The sequence below is a fragment of the Pseudomonas sp. IT-P100 genome (genome assembly GCF_949767185.1).
In the GTDB taxonomy this organism is placed as follows: Bacteria; Pseudomonadota; Gammaproteobacteria; order Pseudomonadales; family Pseudomonadaceae; genus Aquipseudomonas; species Aquipseudomonas fluorescens_B.
Genome location: NZ_CATKQK010000004.1, coordinates 128,419 through 144,129 on the forward strand (window position 1 = coordinate 128,419; position 15,711 = coordinate 144,129).

The following is a 15,711-nucleotide window of genomic DNA, read 5'->3' on the forward strand; positions in this document are numbered from 1 at the left end:
TCACTTGAGCAGCTCCCGGCACACAGGTTTGTCGTGGGTCACACCCAGCAGTTCGCAGACGGTGCCGCAGATCTCGGTTTGCCTGGGCGCAGCGCTGGTGTTGAAACTGAACGCATCACCGAGCACGAACAGCGGTACTTCGCGTTCTTCGGGCAGCAGGCCGTTGTGGGAGCGATCGTTGTTCATGCCGTGGTCGGCGGTGACCAGCACCTGGTAACCGGCGTCGAGCCAGCCTTGCAGGTAGTCCGCGAGGAGGATGTCCGCCGAACGGGCACTGTTACGGTATTGCTGGGTGTCGAGGCCGTGCTTGTGCCCGGCGTCGTCGATGTTCATGGGGTGTACCAGGAGGAAATTCGGTGCATGCCGCAGGCGCAGGTTTTCCGCGTCGGCGAACAGGTGCGAATCCGGGTAATGGTCGTTCCAGTAGAAATGTCCGTGCTGGATCGGCATTTCGGGATCGTCGGTGTGACGGTCCCGGGCGGCTACGAACGGCGAACGGTTATACAGCTCGCTCACCCAGTGATAGGCCGCGGCGGCAGTTTTAAGACCGGCATCGGTGGCGTAGTGATAGATGCTGCGCTGACTGGACAGGCGCGAGACGTTGTTGTGGACGATGCCACTGTCGATCGGCGTGACGCCGGTCAGGATGCATTCATACAGTGGGCGGGACAGGGCCGGCAGTTCGCACTCCAGTTTGTAGAGCGCCGCGCGTCCTGCGCCAACGTAAGCCTGCAAGTGCCCCATGGCGTGGCGCGCAACCTCGTAATTGAGGCCGTCGAGCACGACAAGGATGACGTTGTGCTTCATAGGGCGGAACTCCGCGAAACAGGTGGATCGATAAAATGTGTAGCAGCCGGCTTGCTGGCGATCCATACGCCGCGGTCTGACGGAGCACCGCAGTGATGCAATCGCCGGCAAGCCGGCTCCTGCAGCTTTATTTCATCTCGACGATGACTTCTTCGTTCCACTTCTGCGGCAGGGCCTTGGAGGTCTTCTCCCACGCGTCCGCGTCCTTGATCGGAGTCACTTTTTTGTACTGCTCGTTAGGCAGCAACTGAGCCTGAACATCGGCCGGCAATGTCAGGTGTTCGGCACGGATCGGACGAGCGTTGCCGCGCGCCAGGTTGATCTGGCCGGCGTCGCTGAAGATGTATTCGCGGGCCAGTTTGGCGGCGTTCGGGTGCTTGGCGTATTTGTTGATGATGGTGGTGTAACCGGAAATCACCGAGCCGTCGGATGGAATCAGTACGGTGTAGTCATCCGGATTCGCCATCTTCGCCTTGTAGCTCAGACCGTTGAAGTCCCAGACCACACCAACTTCGATTTCGCCCTTTTCCATCGTGGCGATGGTCGGGTTGGACATGGACAGACGACCTTGCTTGGCGATGTCGGCGAACAGCAACAGTGCGGGCTGGAGGTTTTTCTCGTCGCCGCCGTTGGCCAGAGCAGCAGCCAGCACACCGTTGGCAGCTTGGGCCGCAGTGCTCACGTCGCCGATGGAGACCTTGTACTTACCGTCTTTCAAGTCAGCCCATTTGGTTGGCGCATCGGAGCCGTGCAACAATTTTTTGTTGATGATGAAGGCGATGGTGCCGGTGTAGGCCAGTGCCCAGTTACCATCCTTGTCCTTCGCCCAGTCAGGAACCTGAGCCCATGTGCTTGGCTTGTACGGTTGGACCACGCCTTGCTTGACTGCAATCGGGCCGAATGCTGCACCGACGTCGCCGATGTCGGCGCTGGCGTTGTCTTTTTCAGCGGCGAACTTGGCGATTTCCTGGGCCGAGCTCATGTCGGTGTCGATGTGTTTCAGGCCGTAGTTCTTGGCCAGGTCATCCCAGGTGCCTTTCCAGTTGGCCCAGTTGTCGGGCATGCCGACGCTGTTGACCTCACCTTCCGCTTTCGCAGCGGCTTCCAGGGTTTTCAGATCGGTATCAGCCGCCATGGCGGCGGTGCACAGGGCAATGGTCGAGCCTAACAGTGATGCCAGGAAAAGCTGTTTCATTCCGAAGCTCCTTTGGTCGTTATCAACGCTGCGATTGCGGTGGTGTTGGTCTAGGTCAGCAATACCTGAGCCAATTTAGGCGCCTCTGATGACATTTTGATGTCGATCAGCGGTCCGCCTCCATTTTTTGTGCAACAGCGCTCAGGCTTCGGGATAAGCGTAGACCATGGCTAAAGAGCTGATATGAAAGGACTTGGCCATGAAATTGCAGGCACCTGACAGCACCGTTCAGCGCCTTTGTCATCTGTCAGTCATCTGGAGTGCCTAGGCTTGCTGATAGTTGAAGGAGCCGTTTCCAATGACGGTTTCGCCCCGAAACAGTGCTGGTCTAGTCCAGATAGGTAACGTTGATGCGCATCGAGACAACCAAAGCGGTGACAGCTATCGGGCAGGTTCTTCAGGAACAACTCGATCACGGGCTGCTGGCGCCCGGCAGCAAGTTACCGGCGGAGCGCAAGCTCAGTGAGTTATTCGGCACCACACGCATAACCGTGCGCGAAGCATTGTTGCAGTTGGAAGCCCAAGGGCAGATTTATCGCGAGGAGCGTCGGGGCTGGTTCGTGTCGCCGCCGCGCCTGGCTTATAACCTGATGCAGCGCAGTCACTTTCACGCGATGGTCAGCGCTCAGGGGCGGGTGCCGTCCACCGAAGTGATTTCGGCACGGCTGCAACCGGCGTCGGCAGCGGTCTGTGCCTGGCTGCAGTTGCCGGCGTTGTCGAGTGTGATTCAGGTCTGCCGGGCTCGGCGGATTGATGAGCGGCTGGTGCTGTATGTGGAGCACTACCTCAATCCGCAGTATTTTCCGGGGATCCTGGAGTTTGATTTGAATCAGTCGATTACCGAGTTGTACGCGCGGCATTACGACTTGCACTACGGGCGGGTGCGTTTCGAGATCGTGCCGACGGCGCTGTCGGCGGATGCCGCTGCGGCGCTACGGGTGTCGGTCGGGAGTCCGGGATTGCGCATCGCCCGGGTCAATTACGACCAGCATGAGCGGCTGATCGATTGTGACCTGGAGTTTTGGCGGCACGATGCGATTCATGTCGGCGTTGATGTGGTCTGAGCCTGGCCGCCGCAGGTTCTTTCATTATCCGAAGCGGTAAATGTCCATGCCCAGGGCACCCATGGTGAACCCCTTATGGCTGACGCTGAAAGTCCCGCCAGCACCACGGGCGAAGTACAGCGGCAACAAATGCTCATCACTCGGGTGGTTGCGCACAGCGTTTGGTGCTTGCTGACGATAGTCATGCAACGCGGCTTCATCGTTCGCTTCGAGTTTTTCGATCATCCAGTCGCGGAATTCCCTGGCCCACGGTTCGACGCTTTCGGGACCCGCATGCCAGTCCAGTTCGCGCAGGTTATGGGTGATGCTGCCGGAGCCGATCAACAGAACGCCCTGTTCGCGCAGGCTGGCCAGTGCGTGCCCGACGCGGGTTTGCAGGGCAGGGCCGCCGCGTGTAGGCAGCGAGACTTGCACCACCGGAATGTCGGCTTGCGGGTACATCAACGACAAAGGCACCCATACGCCATGGTCGAAAGGTCGTTCGGTGTCGATGCGGGCGGGCAAGTCACTGCGCTTCAGCAACTGGACAACCTCTGCGGCCAACTGTGGATCGCCGGGTGCCGGGTATTGCACCTCGAACAATGCCTTGGGAAAGCCACCAAAGTCATGCCAGGTTTCAGGTTGCGGATTGCCGCTGACCAACAGTTCATTGTTTTCCCAGTGGGCGGAAACAATCACGATGGCCCTGGGTTTTGGCAACTCGCCAGCCAGGCGCGCGAGAGCCGGCCCACTAGCGCCGGGTTCCAGGGCCAGCATGGGTGAGCCATGGGATATATACAGGCTGGGCAACATGAATGAGCTCCTGAGAGTTAAGATGGGCGTCATCTTCAGTCAGATCATTGATCTAAATCTAATATAAGTTTTAGGGTGTTTTGATCGAATTTTCGGAGATATTTATGCAGCCGGAGTTTTGGCACAAGCGGTGGACGTCGAATCAGATCGGCTTTCATCTGCCGGAAGTGAATCCATATCTGCAACGGTACTGGCCTCAGTTGGGCCTGGAGGACGGGACGCGCGTACTGGTGCCGTTATGTGGGAAAAGCCTGGATTTGCTATGGCTGGCGAAATGCGGTCACGAAGTGTTGGGTGTCGAGTTGTCGGAAAAAGCGGTGGAAGACTTTTTCCACGAGCACCAATTTGATCCGGATGTCAGCGATCAAGGGCCTTTTACGGTGTATCGGGCGGGGTCGATCGAGATCTGGTGTGGTGATTTCTTCGCCCTGACTGCCGGCGATGTTGCCGATTGCAGCGCTCTGTACGACCGCGCAGCGTTGATAGCCTTGCCACCGAAGATGCGAGAGCAATATGCGGCTCATCTGAACCGGATTCTGCCGAAAGACACTTTGGGGCTTTTGATCACGCTGGATTACGACCAGGCGCAAAAAGACGGGCCGCCGTTTGCCGTGCCTGATGATGAAGTGCAACGGTTGTTCGGCGCGGTGTGGTCGCTGAAGATTCTGGAAGACCAGGATGTCCTGGGTGAGAGCTGGAAGTTCATCGAGAGCGGCGTGACGCGGCTTGAGGAACGGGTTTATCGGGTTTCCAGTCATTAAGTTGTGTTGATTGTGCTTGCCGGCGATGAGGCCAGTGTCAGCACCACACAATTCAGACAGACAAAAAAGGCCCGCATCACTGCGGGCCTTTTCTTTATTGCGGAACCGCTCAGCCCCGACGACGCAGTGCGTCGATACGCTCTTCAAGCGGCGGGTGGCTCATGAACATGCGAGCCAACCCTTGTTTGATGCCACCGTTGATACCAAACGCGCTCAGGGTGTCCGGCATATGCACCGGCAGGCCTTGTTCAGCGCGCAGGCGTTGCAGCGCGCCGATCATCGCGTTGGTGCCCGCCAGGCGAGCACCGGCTTCATCTGCACGGAATTCACGTTTACGCGAGAACCACATGACGATGGCGCTGGCGAGAATGCCCAAGACCAGTTCGGCGAAAATGGTCGCCACGTAGTAGGCGATGCCCTGGCCTTCTTCGTTCTTGAAGATCACCTTGTCGACAAAGTTGCCGATGATCCGTGCGAAGAACATGACGAAGGTGTTCACCACGCCCTGAATCAGTGCCAGGGTGACCATGTCACCGTTGGCCACGTGACCGATTTCGTGGGCCAGAACGGCTTTCACCTCATCCGGCGAGAATCGTTCGAGCAAGCCCTGGCTGACCGCGACCAGTGCGTCGTTCTTGTTCCAGCCAGTGGCGAAGGCGTTCGCCTCGTAGGCCGGGAAAATCCCGACTTCCGGCATCTTGATCCCGGCTTCGCGGGACAGTTGCTCGACCGTTTGCAGCAGCCATTGCTCATGACGTGTGCGCGGCTGGGTAATGATCTGGGTGCTGGTACTCATTTTCGCCATCCACTTGGAGATGAACAGCGAGAACAACGAACCGGCGAAACCAAAGACCGCACAGAAAATCAGCAGCTGATTGAGGTTGAGATCAACCCCATTGGCCGCCATGAACCCGTTGAAGCCGAAAAGGCTCAGGGTGATGCTGGCAATCAGCACGACCGCCAGGTTAGTGGCCAAAAACAGCAGGATGCGCATCATGGTTGTAGAAATCTCCTTTTGCTAAAGATGTAGCGTACTGCGGGGTATATAAGGTGCTGCACCGGGCTATTCAACCGGGTGACTATTTCAAACTGTGTCCTACAGCAAGAGTCTAGCCGCTTGCAGGACATTTCCGACGTGGATACGGGAAGCGATTGTCAGCCGATTCGCATCGCAAGCCCCGCCATTGTTGGACACAGCCACGAAACATGAAGTCGGTGAACAATTGAAGCGGGGATGCCCGGCAAGGGGTAAAGATATGTTGCTGAATTGATCCTCGTGCGACTTTCGTTAAAAAGTCGCACGCGGCCAGTCCGATTACTGGCGATAGGATTTGAGGAAGTTGCCAATCCGTCCGATGGCCATGTCCAGGTCGTCGACGCGCGGCAAGGTCACCACGCGGAAGTGGTCCGGCCATGGCCAGTTGAAGGCGGTGCCCTGTACGACCAGCAGCTTTTCCGACAGCAGCAGGTCGAGCACGAATTTTTCGTCGTTGTGGATCGGGCAGACTTTCGGGTCAATGCGCGGGAACGCATACAGTGCACCCATCGGCTTGACGCAGCTCACGCCGGGAATGTCATTGAGCAATTCCCAGGTTCGATTGCGTTGTTCCAGCAGGCGCCCTTGCGGCAGCACCAGGTCATTGATGCTCTGGTAGCCGCCGAGGGCGGTCTGGATCGCGTGCTGGCTCGGCACGTTGGCGCAAAGACGCATGTTCGCCAGCATGTCGATGCCTTCGATGTAGCTTTGTGCGTGATGTTTCGGCCCGGAGATGGCAATCCAGCCGGAACGGAAACCGGCGACGCGATAGGACTTGGACAGGCCGTTGAAGGTCAGGCACAGCAAGTCCGGCGCCAGCGAAGCGGTGCAGATGTGCACGGCGTCGTCGTACAGGATCTTGTCGTAGATCTCATCGGAGAACACCACCAGATTGTGCTGACGGGCCAGCTCCAGCATGCCCAGCAGCACTTCCTTGGAATACACCGCGCCGGTCGGGTTGTTCGGGTTGATGATCACCAGCGCCTTGGTATTCGGGGTGATCTTGGCCTTGATGTCGGCCAGGTCCGGCCACCAGTTGGCCTGTTCGTCACACAGGTAATGCACCGGGTTGCCGCCGGACAGGCTCACGGCGGCAGTCCACAGCGGATAGTCGGGAGCCGGCACCAGCACTTCGTCGCCGTTGTTGAGCAGGGCCTGCATCGACATCACGATCAGTTCGGAAACGCCGTTGCCCAGGTAGATGTCTTCAATGCCGACGCCTTCTACCTGCTTCTGCTGGTAGTACTGCATGACGGCTTTACGCGCACTGAACAGGCCCTTGGAGTCGCTGTAGCCCTGGGCCGTCGGCAGGTTGCGGATCACGTCCTGGAGGATTTCGTCCGGCGCTTCGAAACCAAAAGGCGCCGGGTTGCCGATGTTCAGCTTGAGGATGCGATGGCCTTCCTCTTCCAGGCGTTTGGCGTGCTTGAGCACTGGGCCGCGAATGTCGTAGCAGACGTTGGCGAGCTTGTTCGATTTGCTGACCTGCATGGCGATGTGTTCCCGAAAATGAACGATCCAGGCGGCGTCTGAACCACCGTACTGGGAATCCTGCGTATTCACACAGGCTGACGCCTTGAGAGGCAGCACTCATAAATCCGTTTGAATGCGCGTGGTCTGGCTGCCAGACTGGCGTTTGACGAGGCGCAATCATACGTGCCGCCCGATCCGTGGAAAAGGTACAGATCGGGCTTTTTCAGCTGCCGAGGTGTGATGATGGAAAAGTTGGAAAAAACCCTGGAAGAATGGCGGGCGATGCTCGATCCGGAGCAATACAACGTTTGCCGCCTCAAGGGCACCGAACGCCCGTTTTCCGGCAAATACAATGACAGCAAGATCGACGGTATTTACCACTGCATCTGCTGCAACGAGCCGCTTTTCGACTCCAAGACCAAATTTGATTCCGGTTGCGGCTGGCCGAGCTTCTATGCCCCGATCGGCGACAGCGCCATGGTCGAGATCCGTGACGTCAGCCACGGCATGATCCGCACCGAAGTGGTCTGCGCCAAATGCGATGCGCACCTGGGGCACGTATTCCCGGACGGTCCGCCGCCGACAGGCTTGCGTTATTGCATCAACTCGGTGTGCCTGGACCTGGTGCCGCGCTCGTAATGCGACCCCTGTAGGAGCTGCCGAAGGCTGCGATCTCCTGATCTTGGTTTTCTCGCGATTGCCGAAGATCAAGATCAAAAGATCGCAGCCTTCGGCAGCTCCTGCGCCAACTGTCGTTCAGTGATCCGTCATACCTATTAATTAAATTGCACACAATTCAATTGCTCGCTATGTTTGCCTCATATTCCTTCACATCAGAGCGCACATCATGAGCGACAACCTGCTGAGCATCCCGTGCACCACCATCAAGGGTGAGCAAAAGACCCTGGCTGACTTCGCCGGCAAAGCGGTGCTGGTGGTCAACACCGCGAGCAAATGCGGCTTTACTCCGCAATACAAAGGCCTCGAGGAGCTGTGGCAGACCTACAAGGACCAGGGCCTGGTGGTGCTCGGTTTTCCCTGCAACCAGTTCGGCAAGCAGGAGCCGGGTAACGAAGGGGCGATCTCCGAGTTCTGCGAGCTGAACTACGGTGTCAGTTTCCCGTTGTTCAAAAAGATCGACGTTAACGGCACCGACGCCCATCCACTGTTCGTGCAGTTGAAAAAACGTGCGCCGGGTGTGCTGGGTTCCCAAGGCATCAAGTGGAACTTCACCAAGTTCCTGATCGGCAAGGACGGCCAGCTGGTCAAGCGTTTCGCTCCGGCGACCAAGCCGCAGGACCTGAGCCGCGAGATCGAAGCCCTGCTCAAATGAACACCTTGTCCGTCGATTCCCTGAAGCTCGACAGCCAACTCTGCTTCAAACTGTACGCCGCCTCGCGGGCGGTGATCCGTGCCTACAAGCCAATGCTTGATCAGCTCGGCCTGACCTATCCGCAATACCTGGCGATGCTGGTGTTGTGGGAATGGCAGGAGGCAGCACCTGATCAACCTACGGTAAAGGCGCTGGGCGAGCGTTTGGCGCTGGACTCCGGCACGTTGACGCCGCTGCTCAAGCGACTTGAGCAGTTGCAACTGGTTCAGCGCCAACGTTCGGCGCGGGATGAGCGCGAGGTGCACCTGAGCCTGTCGCCAACCGGCAAGGCATTGCGTGATCAGGTCGGACCGCTCAAGGCCCGCTTGCTGTGCGACAGCGGCGTCGATCTGGACCGGCTCAATGACTTGCGCGATGGTCTCGATCACCTGCTGGGGCAGATCAGGTCGTTGTCGTAGTCGGCATCCATAAATCCAGTAGCGCAGCCAGTTCTTCGCGCCGGAAGGGTTTGGCCAGGTAATCGCTCATGCCCGCCGCACGGCAGCGTTCGCGCTCTTCGGACATGGCGTTGGCGGTCAGGGCGACGATGGGCAACTGCGGCCAGCGCCCGCTGCGACGGATTTGCCGACTGGCTTCGTAGCCATCCATCACCGGCATGTTGCAGTCCATCAGCACCAGATCGAACTCACTGTGTTCCAGTTGATCCAGCGCTTCACCGCCGTGAGCCGCGACAATCACCTCGCAGCCGAGTTTTCCGAGCATGCCCTTGGCCACCAACTGATTCACCGGATTGTCCTCCACGAGCAGTACCCGACCGCGTCGCTGAGGTGAGAGGGCTTCCAGGCGTGCATCGTTGAGGATGTTGACTTCCGGTTGCAGGATTCGCCGCAGTGTCTGGTAAAGCGCATTACGTGCCAACGGCCGCGCCTGTTGTTGCAGGGGGGCCAGGGCGCTGGCCTGTTCGCTGGGCATGAAACTGCCATAAGCGGTCACCAGCAAAATGGGCGCGGTGCAGTTGGGGCGCAGGCCAAACAGGCATTCCGGACAATCGGTGATCACCATGTCGGGCTTCAGACCAATCATTGAGTCATCGATCGAGCGTTGCTGGTAATCGAGTCCCCATCCCGGCAACAGGCTTTTCAACAGCTCTGCCAGGCCGCTGCTGGCAGCGGTAATCGCGATGACCTTGCCGCGCAGTGTCGCCGGTGGCAGGGCGCGGGTGTGGCAGGGCAGTGGCAGATCGGCGCAGAACTGGCTGCCGAAACCCGCTTCCGAGCTGATGGTGAGGCGCCCCTCCATGGCTTCGCAAAGGTTGTAGGTCAACGCCAGCCCCAGCCCGGTGCCGCCGAATTGTCGGGTAATACCCGCCCCGGCCTGGGTAAAGGGCTGGAAGATCTTCACCTGAGCGTCCTGGGCGATACCGATGCCGGTATCGCAGACTTCGATTCTGACGCCTTCTTCGAAGGTCGACAGGCGCACATCGACCCGACCGAACCGGGTGAACTTGAGCGCGTTGGACAAGAGATTGCTGACGATCTGCCGCACGCGAGTCGGATCGCCGAGCACCAGCGCCGGAAAAGCCGGATCGATCAGGCACGTCAGCTCGACGCTGGGCGCCGCGTTCTGCGACAGCAGGTTGGCGGTGTCCTCGATCATTGAGCCGAGGTCGAACGGAATGTGTTCGAGCTCGAGCTGGCCGGCATCGAATTTCGACAGGTCGAGAATATCGTTGAGCAATTCCACCAGCACTTTGCCCGAGTCATGGGCGATGGACAGTTGTTGCTGTTGCTCGGCATTCAGCGGGCCGTCGAGGGAAAGGGCGATCATCCCCAGCAATCCATTGAGGGGCGTGCGGATTTCGTGGCTCATGTTGGCGAGGAACACCGAGCGTGCTTCCGCCATGTCCAGGGCCGTGCTGCGTGCGACTTCCAGTTCCTGATTGGACTGGCTGAGCCGGGTGTTGATCGCCTTGAGTTCTGCGGTGCGCGCAGACACGATGTTTTCCAGTTGCCCAAGGTAGTCGGTCAGGCGGTTTTCGGCGTTACGTCGCTGCTGGATTTCGGTAGCGATGTTTTCAAACTGCTGGTTTGCAACTTTGACCAGCACACCGATCTCATCGTTTTCATGGCCCGCCGGGTACTCCAGCCAGGTCGGTTCGACGCTGCGCGGATCGCGGCTGCTGAGTTCGCGGATGACTCGCACCAGCGGTTTGGTCAGCATCACGTAGAACAACGCCAGCAGGATGCCGGTCAGGAGCAGGCTGCGGGCGAACCCATTGAGCAGGGTGATTTCGGCCCGGCGCAGGAACCGGTTGCCAAATGAATAGGTGTCGACATCCAGACGCAGTGTGCCGAGGGATTCGCTCGGCAAGTGATCCAGATACAGACGGTCTTCGAACGCGCGGTCGGCTCCGAACAGGAAGTCACTGATCACCCGATAGCCGCTCTGCACGCCAGGCCGCTTGACGCTGGCCAGCACGGTGCCGTTGTTGTCGGTCAGTTGCGCGCCGATGATCGCCGGTGAGCGCAGCAGGCCCAAGGTCAGTTCCTGGGCGAGTTCGGCGTCGATGTTGTAGGCAATGCGCGAGGCGGGGTTATGGCTGATTTCCAGTAAAGACAGTATTTCCCGGTTGATGGAGGCGTCTTCACTGGCATAATCGATGCCTATTTGCAGCAGGCTGAGCAGCGTGCCCAGAATGAAACCGACCAGCACGGTAAGCCGGGCTTGTTTGTAGGACAGCCGGTTGGTGAACTTGATATCCATGGGGTGTTGAACCACTTCCGTTTCCCTTCGCTGCTCAAGCATAGTCGATCATGCATGGATACCGATGTTCTCGCGAGCCCTTGTGCAACAAGGGATGACCCGGGCACCGACCGCCGTGTTTCGTCGCTGTAGCGCCATCATTACTGTGAACGTGCCCGAGGAGAAGACGTGGATTCCCGATTGAATGCTTTTCTTGAACGCGCCGATGCCGTTCTGGCTCGAATCGAACCGTTGCTGCCTGCACCTCGACAATCCATCGACTGGACGCAATGCCTGGCTGCACGTTGGCAACGCGAGGGTCGCAGCGGTTTTCTGTTGCCGCTGCACGTCAGCCTCGACATGCGTTTGTCCGACCTGATCGGCGTCGACCGGCAACTGGAACAGCTGGGGCGCAATACCCAACAGTTCATCGACGGCATGCCGGCCAACCACGCCTTGCTCTGGGGCTCGCGTGGCACCGGTAAATCGTCGCTGGTGCGTGCCTTGCTGGCCGAGCATGCCAAGGCCGGTTTGCGGCTGATCGAAATCGAGCGCGACCACCTGGCGGACCTGCCACGGGTGGTCGAACAGATTGCCAGGTTGCCCCAGCGCTTCGTGCTGTTCTGCGATGACCTGTCGTTCGAATCGGGCGAAGGTGATTATCGCGTGCTCAAGAGCGTGCTCGACGGTTCCCTCGAGCAGGCACCGGATAACGTTTTGTTGTACGCCACCTCCAACCGTCGCCATCTGGTGCCGGAAAAGGAAAGCGACAACGAGAACTGGAAACGGGTCGACGGCGAGCTGCATCCCAGCGAAGCCGTGGAAGACAAGATCGCCCTGTCGGACCGTTTCGGCCTGTGGCTGTCGTTCTATCCGTTTACCCAGGAACACTTCCTCAATGTGGTCGAGCACTGGATCGGTCAGTTGGCCGACAAGGCCGGCCTGAAATGGCAGCGTGACGAAGAGCTGGACATCCTCGCGGTGCGTTGGGCTACCGGCCGGGGCAATCGCAACGGACGTTGCGCCTATCAATTTGCCCGCTATTGGGTCGGGCTCAAGCTGTTGGAGCACAAGGCATGATCGATTTACAACAAAGCGGCCAGGGCCTCGAAGGCTACGGCATGCTGCACGCTCAGCTGGAATCCTTGCTGGCGGACGAGCGGGACTTCATCGCCAACGCCGCCCAGTTTTCCGCGTTTCTGTATAACCAACTGGATGACCTGAACTGGGCCGGTTTCTACCTCAATCGCAACGAAGAGCTGGTGCTCGGTCCGTTCCAGGGGCAAATCGCCTGTGTGCGCATCCCGTTCGGTCGCGGTGTGTGTGGCACGGCGGCGGCGACATTGCAGACGCAGTTGGTCGAAGACGTGCACGCTTTCCCCGGACATATCGCCTGCGACAGCGCGTCGAACAGCGAGCTGGTCGTGCCGCTGGTCAAGGACGGTCGCCTGATCGGCGTGCTGGACCTCGACAGCCCGAAGCTCGCGCGGTTTACCGCTGACGATCAAGCCGGCATTGAAAAACTGGCGGCCATTTTCCTGCGCCTGACCGATTGCTGATCATGCCTTGAGGCCAGCCTTGGCCAGCAGGCCTTCCGGATCCACGGCGTCGATCTGCTGTGGATCAAGGAATCGGTCGGCGTACTGCTGATAGATCCCGGCGTTGATGAACAGCCCGAACAATTCAGGGTCAATGTGGGCATCCCGGCACATGGTGGCCATGATGCCCAGCGCTTCGCTCAAGGATTTGGCTTTCTTGTAGGGGCGATCAGCGGCGGTCAGCGCTTCGAAGATATCGGCAATCGCCATCATCCGCGCCGGCAGGCTCATTTCTTCACGCTTCAGCTGCTTGGGATAACCGGTGCCGTCCATTTTTTCGTGGTGGCCGCCAGCGATTTCCGCAACGTTGTTGAGGTGGGCGGGGAAGGGCAGGTGGCTGAGCATCAGGATCGTCTGCACCATGTGGTGGTTTATGATGTAACGTTCCTCGCGAGTCAAGGTGCCCCGGGCAATGCTCAGGTTGTAGAGTTCGCCCCGGTTGTACTTGTAGCGCGGCACGTCGAGTTTGAAACCCCACGGATTGTCTTCCGGAATCAGTTCGGCCTCGGCGCGTTCGAACAGGTGCTCGGGTTTGTCCGCCAGCAACGGCTCGCTGGCCGGCAGCGTCGGTGCCGGTGTTTGCGCCTGGCGCCGATTCTCTTCCCAGGAAACACCCAATCGGTCATCCAGGGTTCGGGTCCAGGTCCGTTGAGCCAGGCTGCGCAGACGTTGCAGATCGGCATCGGCCATCGCCTCGCCGCCCAGATTGCAACGGGCTATAAACGCGAAGTCATCGTCGAGCCCTACCAGAGTTGCGTCGCGCAGTTCAGCCAGGTGCTGCTCGTTACCGCCCAGGGCAATGGCCTGCCAGTAACTGACCCAGGCATCGCGCTTGAGCACTTCGAAACGGGTGCGGATTTCGTGAATGCGATCGTTCAGGGTTTCCAGCTTCGTGGCTTTATCGACGACGTATTCCGGCGTCGTGACCTTGCCGCAGTCATGCAGCCATGCAGCGATGTGCAGCGCCTCCCACTCGTCTTCGGTGGGTTGATAACCGCTGAAGGCGGGGTCCTGACTGGTCGCGGCAGCCTGGGCGAGCATCAAGGTCAGCGCCGGGACGCGCTGGCAGTGACCGCCAGTGTAGGGGCTTTTGGCATCAATCGCGCCGGCCAGCAGTTGAATGAAGGCGTCCAGCAACTGTTTCTGTTTGGCTTGCAGGCGTTGACTTTCGATACTCACGGCAGCCGCGCCGGACACGGCCTGAAGGAACGCAATGCGGTCCGGACGAAGCTTCTCGAGATCGCTTTGGTGGCCGCTATCCTCGAGCAACAGGATCAGCAGGCCCACGGTTTCGTTATGACGATTGTGCAGACGGATACCGATCAGGTGCACCCGCGGACACCCCATCGCCAGCAGCACTTTCTGCAAATCCCCCGCCTGTTCGAAACCGAGATTGATCACCACATTGTCGGCATTCGACAGTTGCAGCATCCAAGCGGGGCTTTGCGGGCCGCCAGGCTCGTGGCCGCGAATGTTGAACGCCGGCAATGCCTGTGAAATATCGTCGATGACCAGGCCGTGAGGCTCCATGCGATCACCGTCATTTTCCCGGAGGTAGATCAGACCGGCCTGGGCCTGGCCGATTTTCACGGTTTCGAACAAAACCCGCTCCAGCAAGGGCGCAAACCGGGTCTCGGCGCTCAGGCTGTCGGTGATCTGGAAAAAACTTGCCAGGGTATCTTTCATGCGGGTCATCGATACGCTCAGTTGGTCGACTTCGAGCACCGGCGAGCGACGGGAGACCGGAAAATTGAAATTGAAACTGCGAATGGCATCGGCTTCCTGCACCAATTTGCGCAGGGGTTTGACCAGGATTCTCGAGGTCAGCCAGCCCAGCGGCAGGCACAACAGCAATGTGGTCAACGTAATCAACGCCCCTTGCCAGCGCATGCGGTAGGCATCGGCGAGCAATTCGTCTTCCGGCACCAGCAGCGCCAGTTGCAATCCCTGGGGACCACCCTCCTGCATGCGGCTGCGGGCAACGATCCATTGACGGCCAGCGGCTTTCAGCCGATTGCCTGTTGGCGGATTGCTCAGCAGTGCGCCGAGGCTGGGGCTCAGGTCGGCGGCCTTGCTCAGGCGGGCGGTCTGGTCGTCGACGATCAGCTTGCTGCTGTCGGGGTAAGCGATGGCATTGCCTTCGGCATCGAACAGGACGATTTCGGTACTGGGGGTGACGACATGTTTGGCCAGCGTCGCGGACAGTTCTGCCAGCGTCAGGTCCGCGCCCAGGATTGCGTGAGCACCGCTGCGGCGGGCCAGGGTGGTGCCGACGTTATGAGTGGAGAAAAAGAGGTAGGGTTCGGTGATGATCTGATCGCTGTCGCGGCGGGCATTGGAAAACCAGTTACGTGTTCGCGGATCGTAGGTGTCGTCGGGGTTGTCCTGCCGACTGACGAGGTTCAGGTCCTGATCGAAAAACAGTGACTGGGAATGCACCGGGCCGCCGTTTCGCTCGATGCTCCACACTTGATACACCGCATTGCCCGGGGCGTTGAGCAGGGTTTTCAGGGCGGCGGTTCGCAAGGGGCGAACCATGAAGAAATCCCCGTTATCGTAGCCCAGGTACAGCGAGGCCAGGTCAGGGTTGTCCTTGAGCGACTGGCTGAAAGGGCCGAGCAGCGCCAGGCGTTGTTCCAGGCTCGTAGCCTGCGCCGCCGGGTTGTATACCAGCAGGCTCAACAGATGATGGATGGGCTCATAGGTGGCGTGCAGGTCCAGCCGGACGTCCTGCTCGATGCGCTCGAAGAGCTTTTCACTGCTGGAAAGAATGATCTGCGTGGTTTGCCGATAGTTGAAAATGCCCAGCACCACGCCGGTCAGGAGCAACAGCAGGGTAAACATCACACTGATATGCACGTGCAACGGAAACCGGCGTTGGTCCGGGCGCAGTGGGCTGGGCATTGCAGG

Annotated in this window: 14 protein-coding genes; 7 read left to right on the forward strand and 7 right to left on the reverse strand. The window is 59.2% G+C overall.

The window, feature by feature from the left end:
* Together ACM6IQ_RS03610 and ACM6IQ_RS03615 are read right to left on the reverse strand one after the other, a co-directional pair.
* The gene (locus tag ACM6IQ_RS03610) at window positions 1–807 is read right to left on the reverse strand and encodes an alkaline phosphatase family protein (protein WP_017337376.1); all 807 of its coding nucleotides are present in this window, start codon (window positions 805–807) and stop codon (window positions 1–3) included.
* 127 nt (window positions 808–934) lie between these two features.
* Window positions 935–2,002, reverse strand: coding sequence for an ABC transporter substrate-binding protein (locus tag ACM6IQ_RS03615; RefSeq protein ID WP_414878081.1), 1,068 nt, complete (start codon window positions 2,000–2,002; stop codon window positions 935–937).
* Window positions 2,003–2,352: 350 nt separating this feature from the next.
* Between ACM6IQ_RS03615 and ACM6IQ_RS03620 the strand changes: the two genes are divergently transcribed.
* On the forward strand, window positions 2,353–3,066 hold the full coding sequence (locus tag ACM6IQ_RS03620; RefSeq protein WP_017337378.1) for a UTRA domain-containing protein: 714 nt from the start codon (window positions 2,353–2,355) through the stop codon (window positions 3,064–3,066).
* 24 nt (window positions 3,067–3,090) lie between these two features.
* Here the strand turns inward: ACM6IQ_RS03620 and ACM6IQ_RS03625 are convergent, their stop codons facing one another.
* Complete coding sequence (locus tag ACM6IQ_RS03625; RefSeq protein WP_414878082.1) at window positions 3,091–3,858, reverse strand: DODA-type extradiol aromatic ring-opening family dioxygenase; 768 nt, start codon at window positions 3,856–3,858, stop codon at window positions 3,091–3,093.
* A gap of 104 nt (window positions 3,859–3,962) precedes the next feature.
* On the opposite strand from ACM6IQ_RS03625, the gene ACM6IQ_RS03630 reads away from it, so the two are divergent.
* Window positions 3,963–4,619 carry a thiopurine S-methyltransferase gene (locus ACM6IQ_RS03630; protein WP_017337380.1) on the forward strand — a complete coding sequence of 219 codons (657 nt, stop codon included), beginning with the start codon at window positions 3,963–3,965 and terminating at the stop codon, window positions 4,617–4,619.
* Window positions 4,620–4,728: 109 nt separating this feature from the next.
* Here ACM6IQ_RS03630 and htpX read toward each other — a convergent pair whose 3' ends face one another.
* On the reverse strand, window positions 4,729–5,616 hold the full coding sequence (gene htpX, locus ACM6IQ_RS03635) for a protease HtpX (RefSeq protein ID WP_017337381.1): 888 nt from the start codon (window positions 5,614–5,616) through the stop codon (window positions 4,729–4,731).
* Window positions 5,617–5,934: 318 nt separating this feature from the next.
* A complete protein-coding gene (locus ACM6IQ_RS03640) occupies window positions 5,935–7,146 on the reverse strand; it encodes a pyridoxal phosphate-dependent aminotransferase (protein ID WP_008030363.1) in 1,212 nt (403 codons plus the stop codon).
* Window positions 7,147–7,371: 225 nt separating this feature from the next.
* Here ACM6IQ_RS03640 and msrB point away from each other — a divergent pair, with 225 nt between their 5' ends.
* The 3 genes from msrB (at window position 7,372) to ACM6IQ_RS03655 (ending at window position 8,919) form a co-directional block, all read left to right on the forward strand.
* The gene (gene msrB, locus ACM6IQ_RS03645; protein WP_031318585.1) at window positions 7,372–7,767 is read left to right on the forward strand and encodes a peptide-methionine (R)-S-oxide reductase MsrB; all 396 of its coding nucleotides are present in this window, start codon (window positions 7,372–7,374) and stop codon (window positions 7,765–7,767) included.
* A gap of 208 nt (window positions 7,768–7,975) precedes the next feature.
* Window positions 7,976–8,461 (forward strand): glutathione peroxidase, encoded by a 486-nt coding sequence (locus tag ACM6IQ_RS03650; protein WP_017337384.1) that lies wholly within the window; start codon window positions 7,976–7,978, stop codon window positions 8,459–8,461.
* Window positions 8,458–8,919 (forward strand): MarR family winged helix-turn-helix transcriptional regulator, encoded by a 462-nt coding sequence (locus tag ACM6IQ_RS03655; protein WP_017337385.1) that lies wholly within the window; start codon window positions 8,458–8,460, stop codon window positions 8,917–8,919. The genes ACM6IQ_RS03650 and ACM6IQ_RS03655 overlap by 4 nt, the downstream gene beginning before the upstream one ends.
* Here ACM6IQ_RS03655 and ACM6IQ_RS03660 read toward each other — a convergent pair.
* A complete protein-coding gene (locus ACM6IQ_RS03660; RefSeq protein ID WP_414878083.1) occupies window positions 8,903–11,224 on the reverse strand; it encodes a response regulator in 2,322 nt (773 codons plus the stop codon). The genes ACM6IQ_RS03655 and ACM6IQ_RS03660 overlap by 17 nt on opposite strands.
* A gap of 168 nt (window positions 11,225–11,392) precedes the next feature.
* Here ACM6IQ_RS03660 and ACM6IQ_RS03665 point away from each other — a divergent pair, with 168 nt between their 5' ends.
* Together ACM6IQ_RS03665 and ACM6IQ_RS03670 are read left to right on the forward strand one after the other, a co-directional pair.
* On the forward strand, window positions 11,393–12,283 hold the full coding sequence (locus tag ACM6IQ_RS03665) for an ATP-binding protein (protein WP_017337387.1): 891 nt from the start codon (window positions 11,393–11,395) through the stop codon (window positions 12,281–12,283).
* Window positions 12,280–12,762: a GAF domain-containing protein gene (locus ACM6IQ_RS03670; RefSeq protein WP_017337388.1), complete on the forward strand. Its 483-nt coding sequence runs from the start codon at window positions 12,280–12,282 to the stop codon at window positions 12,760–12,762. Before ACM6IQ_RS03665 ends, ACM6IQ_RS03670 begins: the two co-directional genes overlap by 4 nt.
* Here ACM6IQ_RS03670 and ACM6IQ_RS03675 read toward each other — a convergent pair whose 3' ends face one another.
* Window positions 12,763–15,705 carry an HD domain-containing phosphohydrolase gene (locus ACM6IQ_RS03675; RefSeq protein ID WP_414878084.1) on the reverse strand — a complete coding sequence of 981 codons (2,943 nt, stop codon included), beginning with the start codon at window positions 15,703–15,705 and terminating at the stop codon, window positions 12,763–12,765.
* Window positions 15,706–15,711: the final 6 nt, after the last annotated feature.

Coding starts and splice junctions, on each gene's coding strand:
- ACM6IQ_RS03610 (WP_017337376.1), bottom strand. CDS start 807: ATGAAGCACAACGTCATCCTTGTCGTGCTCGACGGCCTCAATTACGAG.
- ACM6IQ_RS03615 (WP_414878081.1), bottom strand. CDS start 2,002: ATGAAACAGCTTTTCCTGGCATCACTGTTAGGCTCGACCATTGCCCTG.
- ACM6IQ_RS03620 (WP_017337378.1), top strand. CDS start 2,353: ATGCGCATCGAGACAACCAAAGCGGTGACAGCTATCGGGCAGGTTCTT.
- ACM6IQ_RS03625 (WP_414878082.1), bottom strand. CDS start 3,858: ATGTTGCCCAGCCTGTATATATCCCATGGCTCACCCATGCTGGCCCTG.
- ACM6IQ_RS03630 (WP_017337380.1), top strand. CDS start 3,963: ATGCAGCCGGAGTTTTGGCACAAGCGGTGGACGTCGAATCAGATCGGC.
- htpX (WP_017337381.1), bottom strand. CDS start 5,616: ATGATGCGCATCCTGCTGTTTTTGGCCACTAACCTGGCGGTCGTGCTG.
- ACM6IQ_RS03640 (WP_008030363.1), bottom strand. CDS start 7,146: ATGCAGGTCAGCAAATCGAACAAGCTCGCCAACGTCTGCTACGACATT.
- msrB (WP_031318585.1), top strand. CDS start 7,372: ATGGAAAAGTTGGAAAAAACCCTGGAAGAATGGCGGGCGATGCTCGAT.
- ACM6IQ_RS03650 (WP_017337384.1), top strand. CDS start 7,976: ATGAGCGACAACCTGCTGAGCATCCCGTGCACCACCATCAAGGGTGAG.
- ACM6IQ_RS03655 (WP_017337385.1), top strand. CDS start 8,458: ATGAACACCTTGTCCGTCGATTCCCTGAAGCTCGACAGCCAACTCTGC.
- ACM6IQ_RS03660 (WP_414878083.1), bottom strand. CDS start 11,224: ATGGATATCAAGTTCACCAACCGGCTGTCCTACAAACAAGCCCGGCTT.
- ACM6IQ_RS03670 (WP_017337388.1), top strand. CDS start 12,280: ATGATCGATTTACAACAAAGCGGCCAGGGCCTCGAAGGCTACGGCATG.
- ACM6IQ_RS03675 (WP_414878084.1), bottom strand. CDS start 15,705: ATGCCCAGCCCACTGCGCCCGGACCAACGCCGGTTTCCGTTGCACGTG.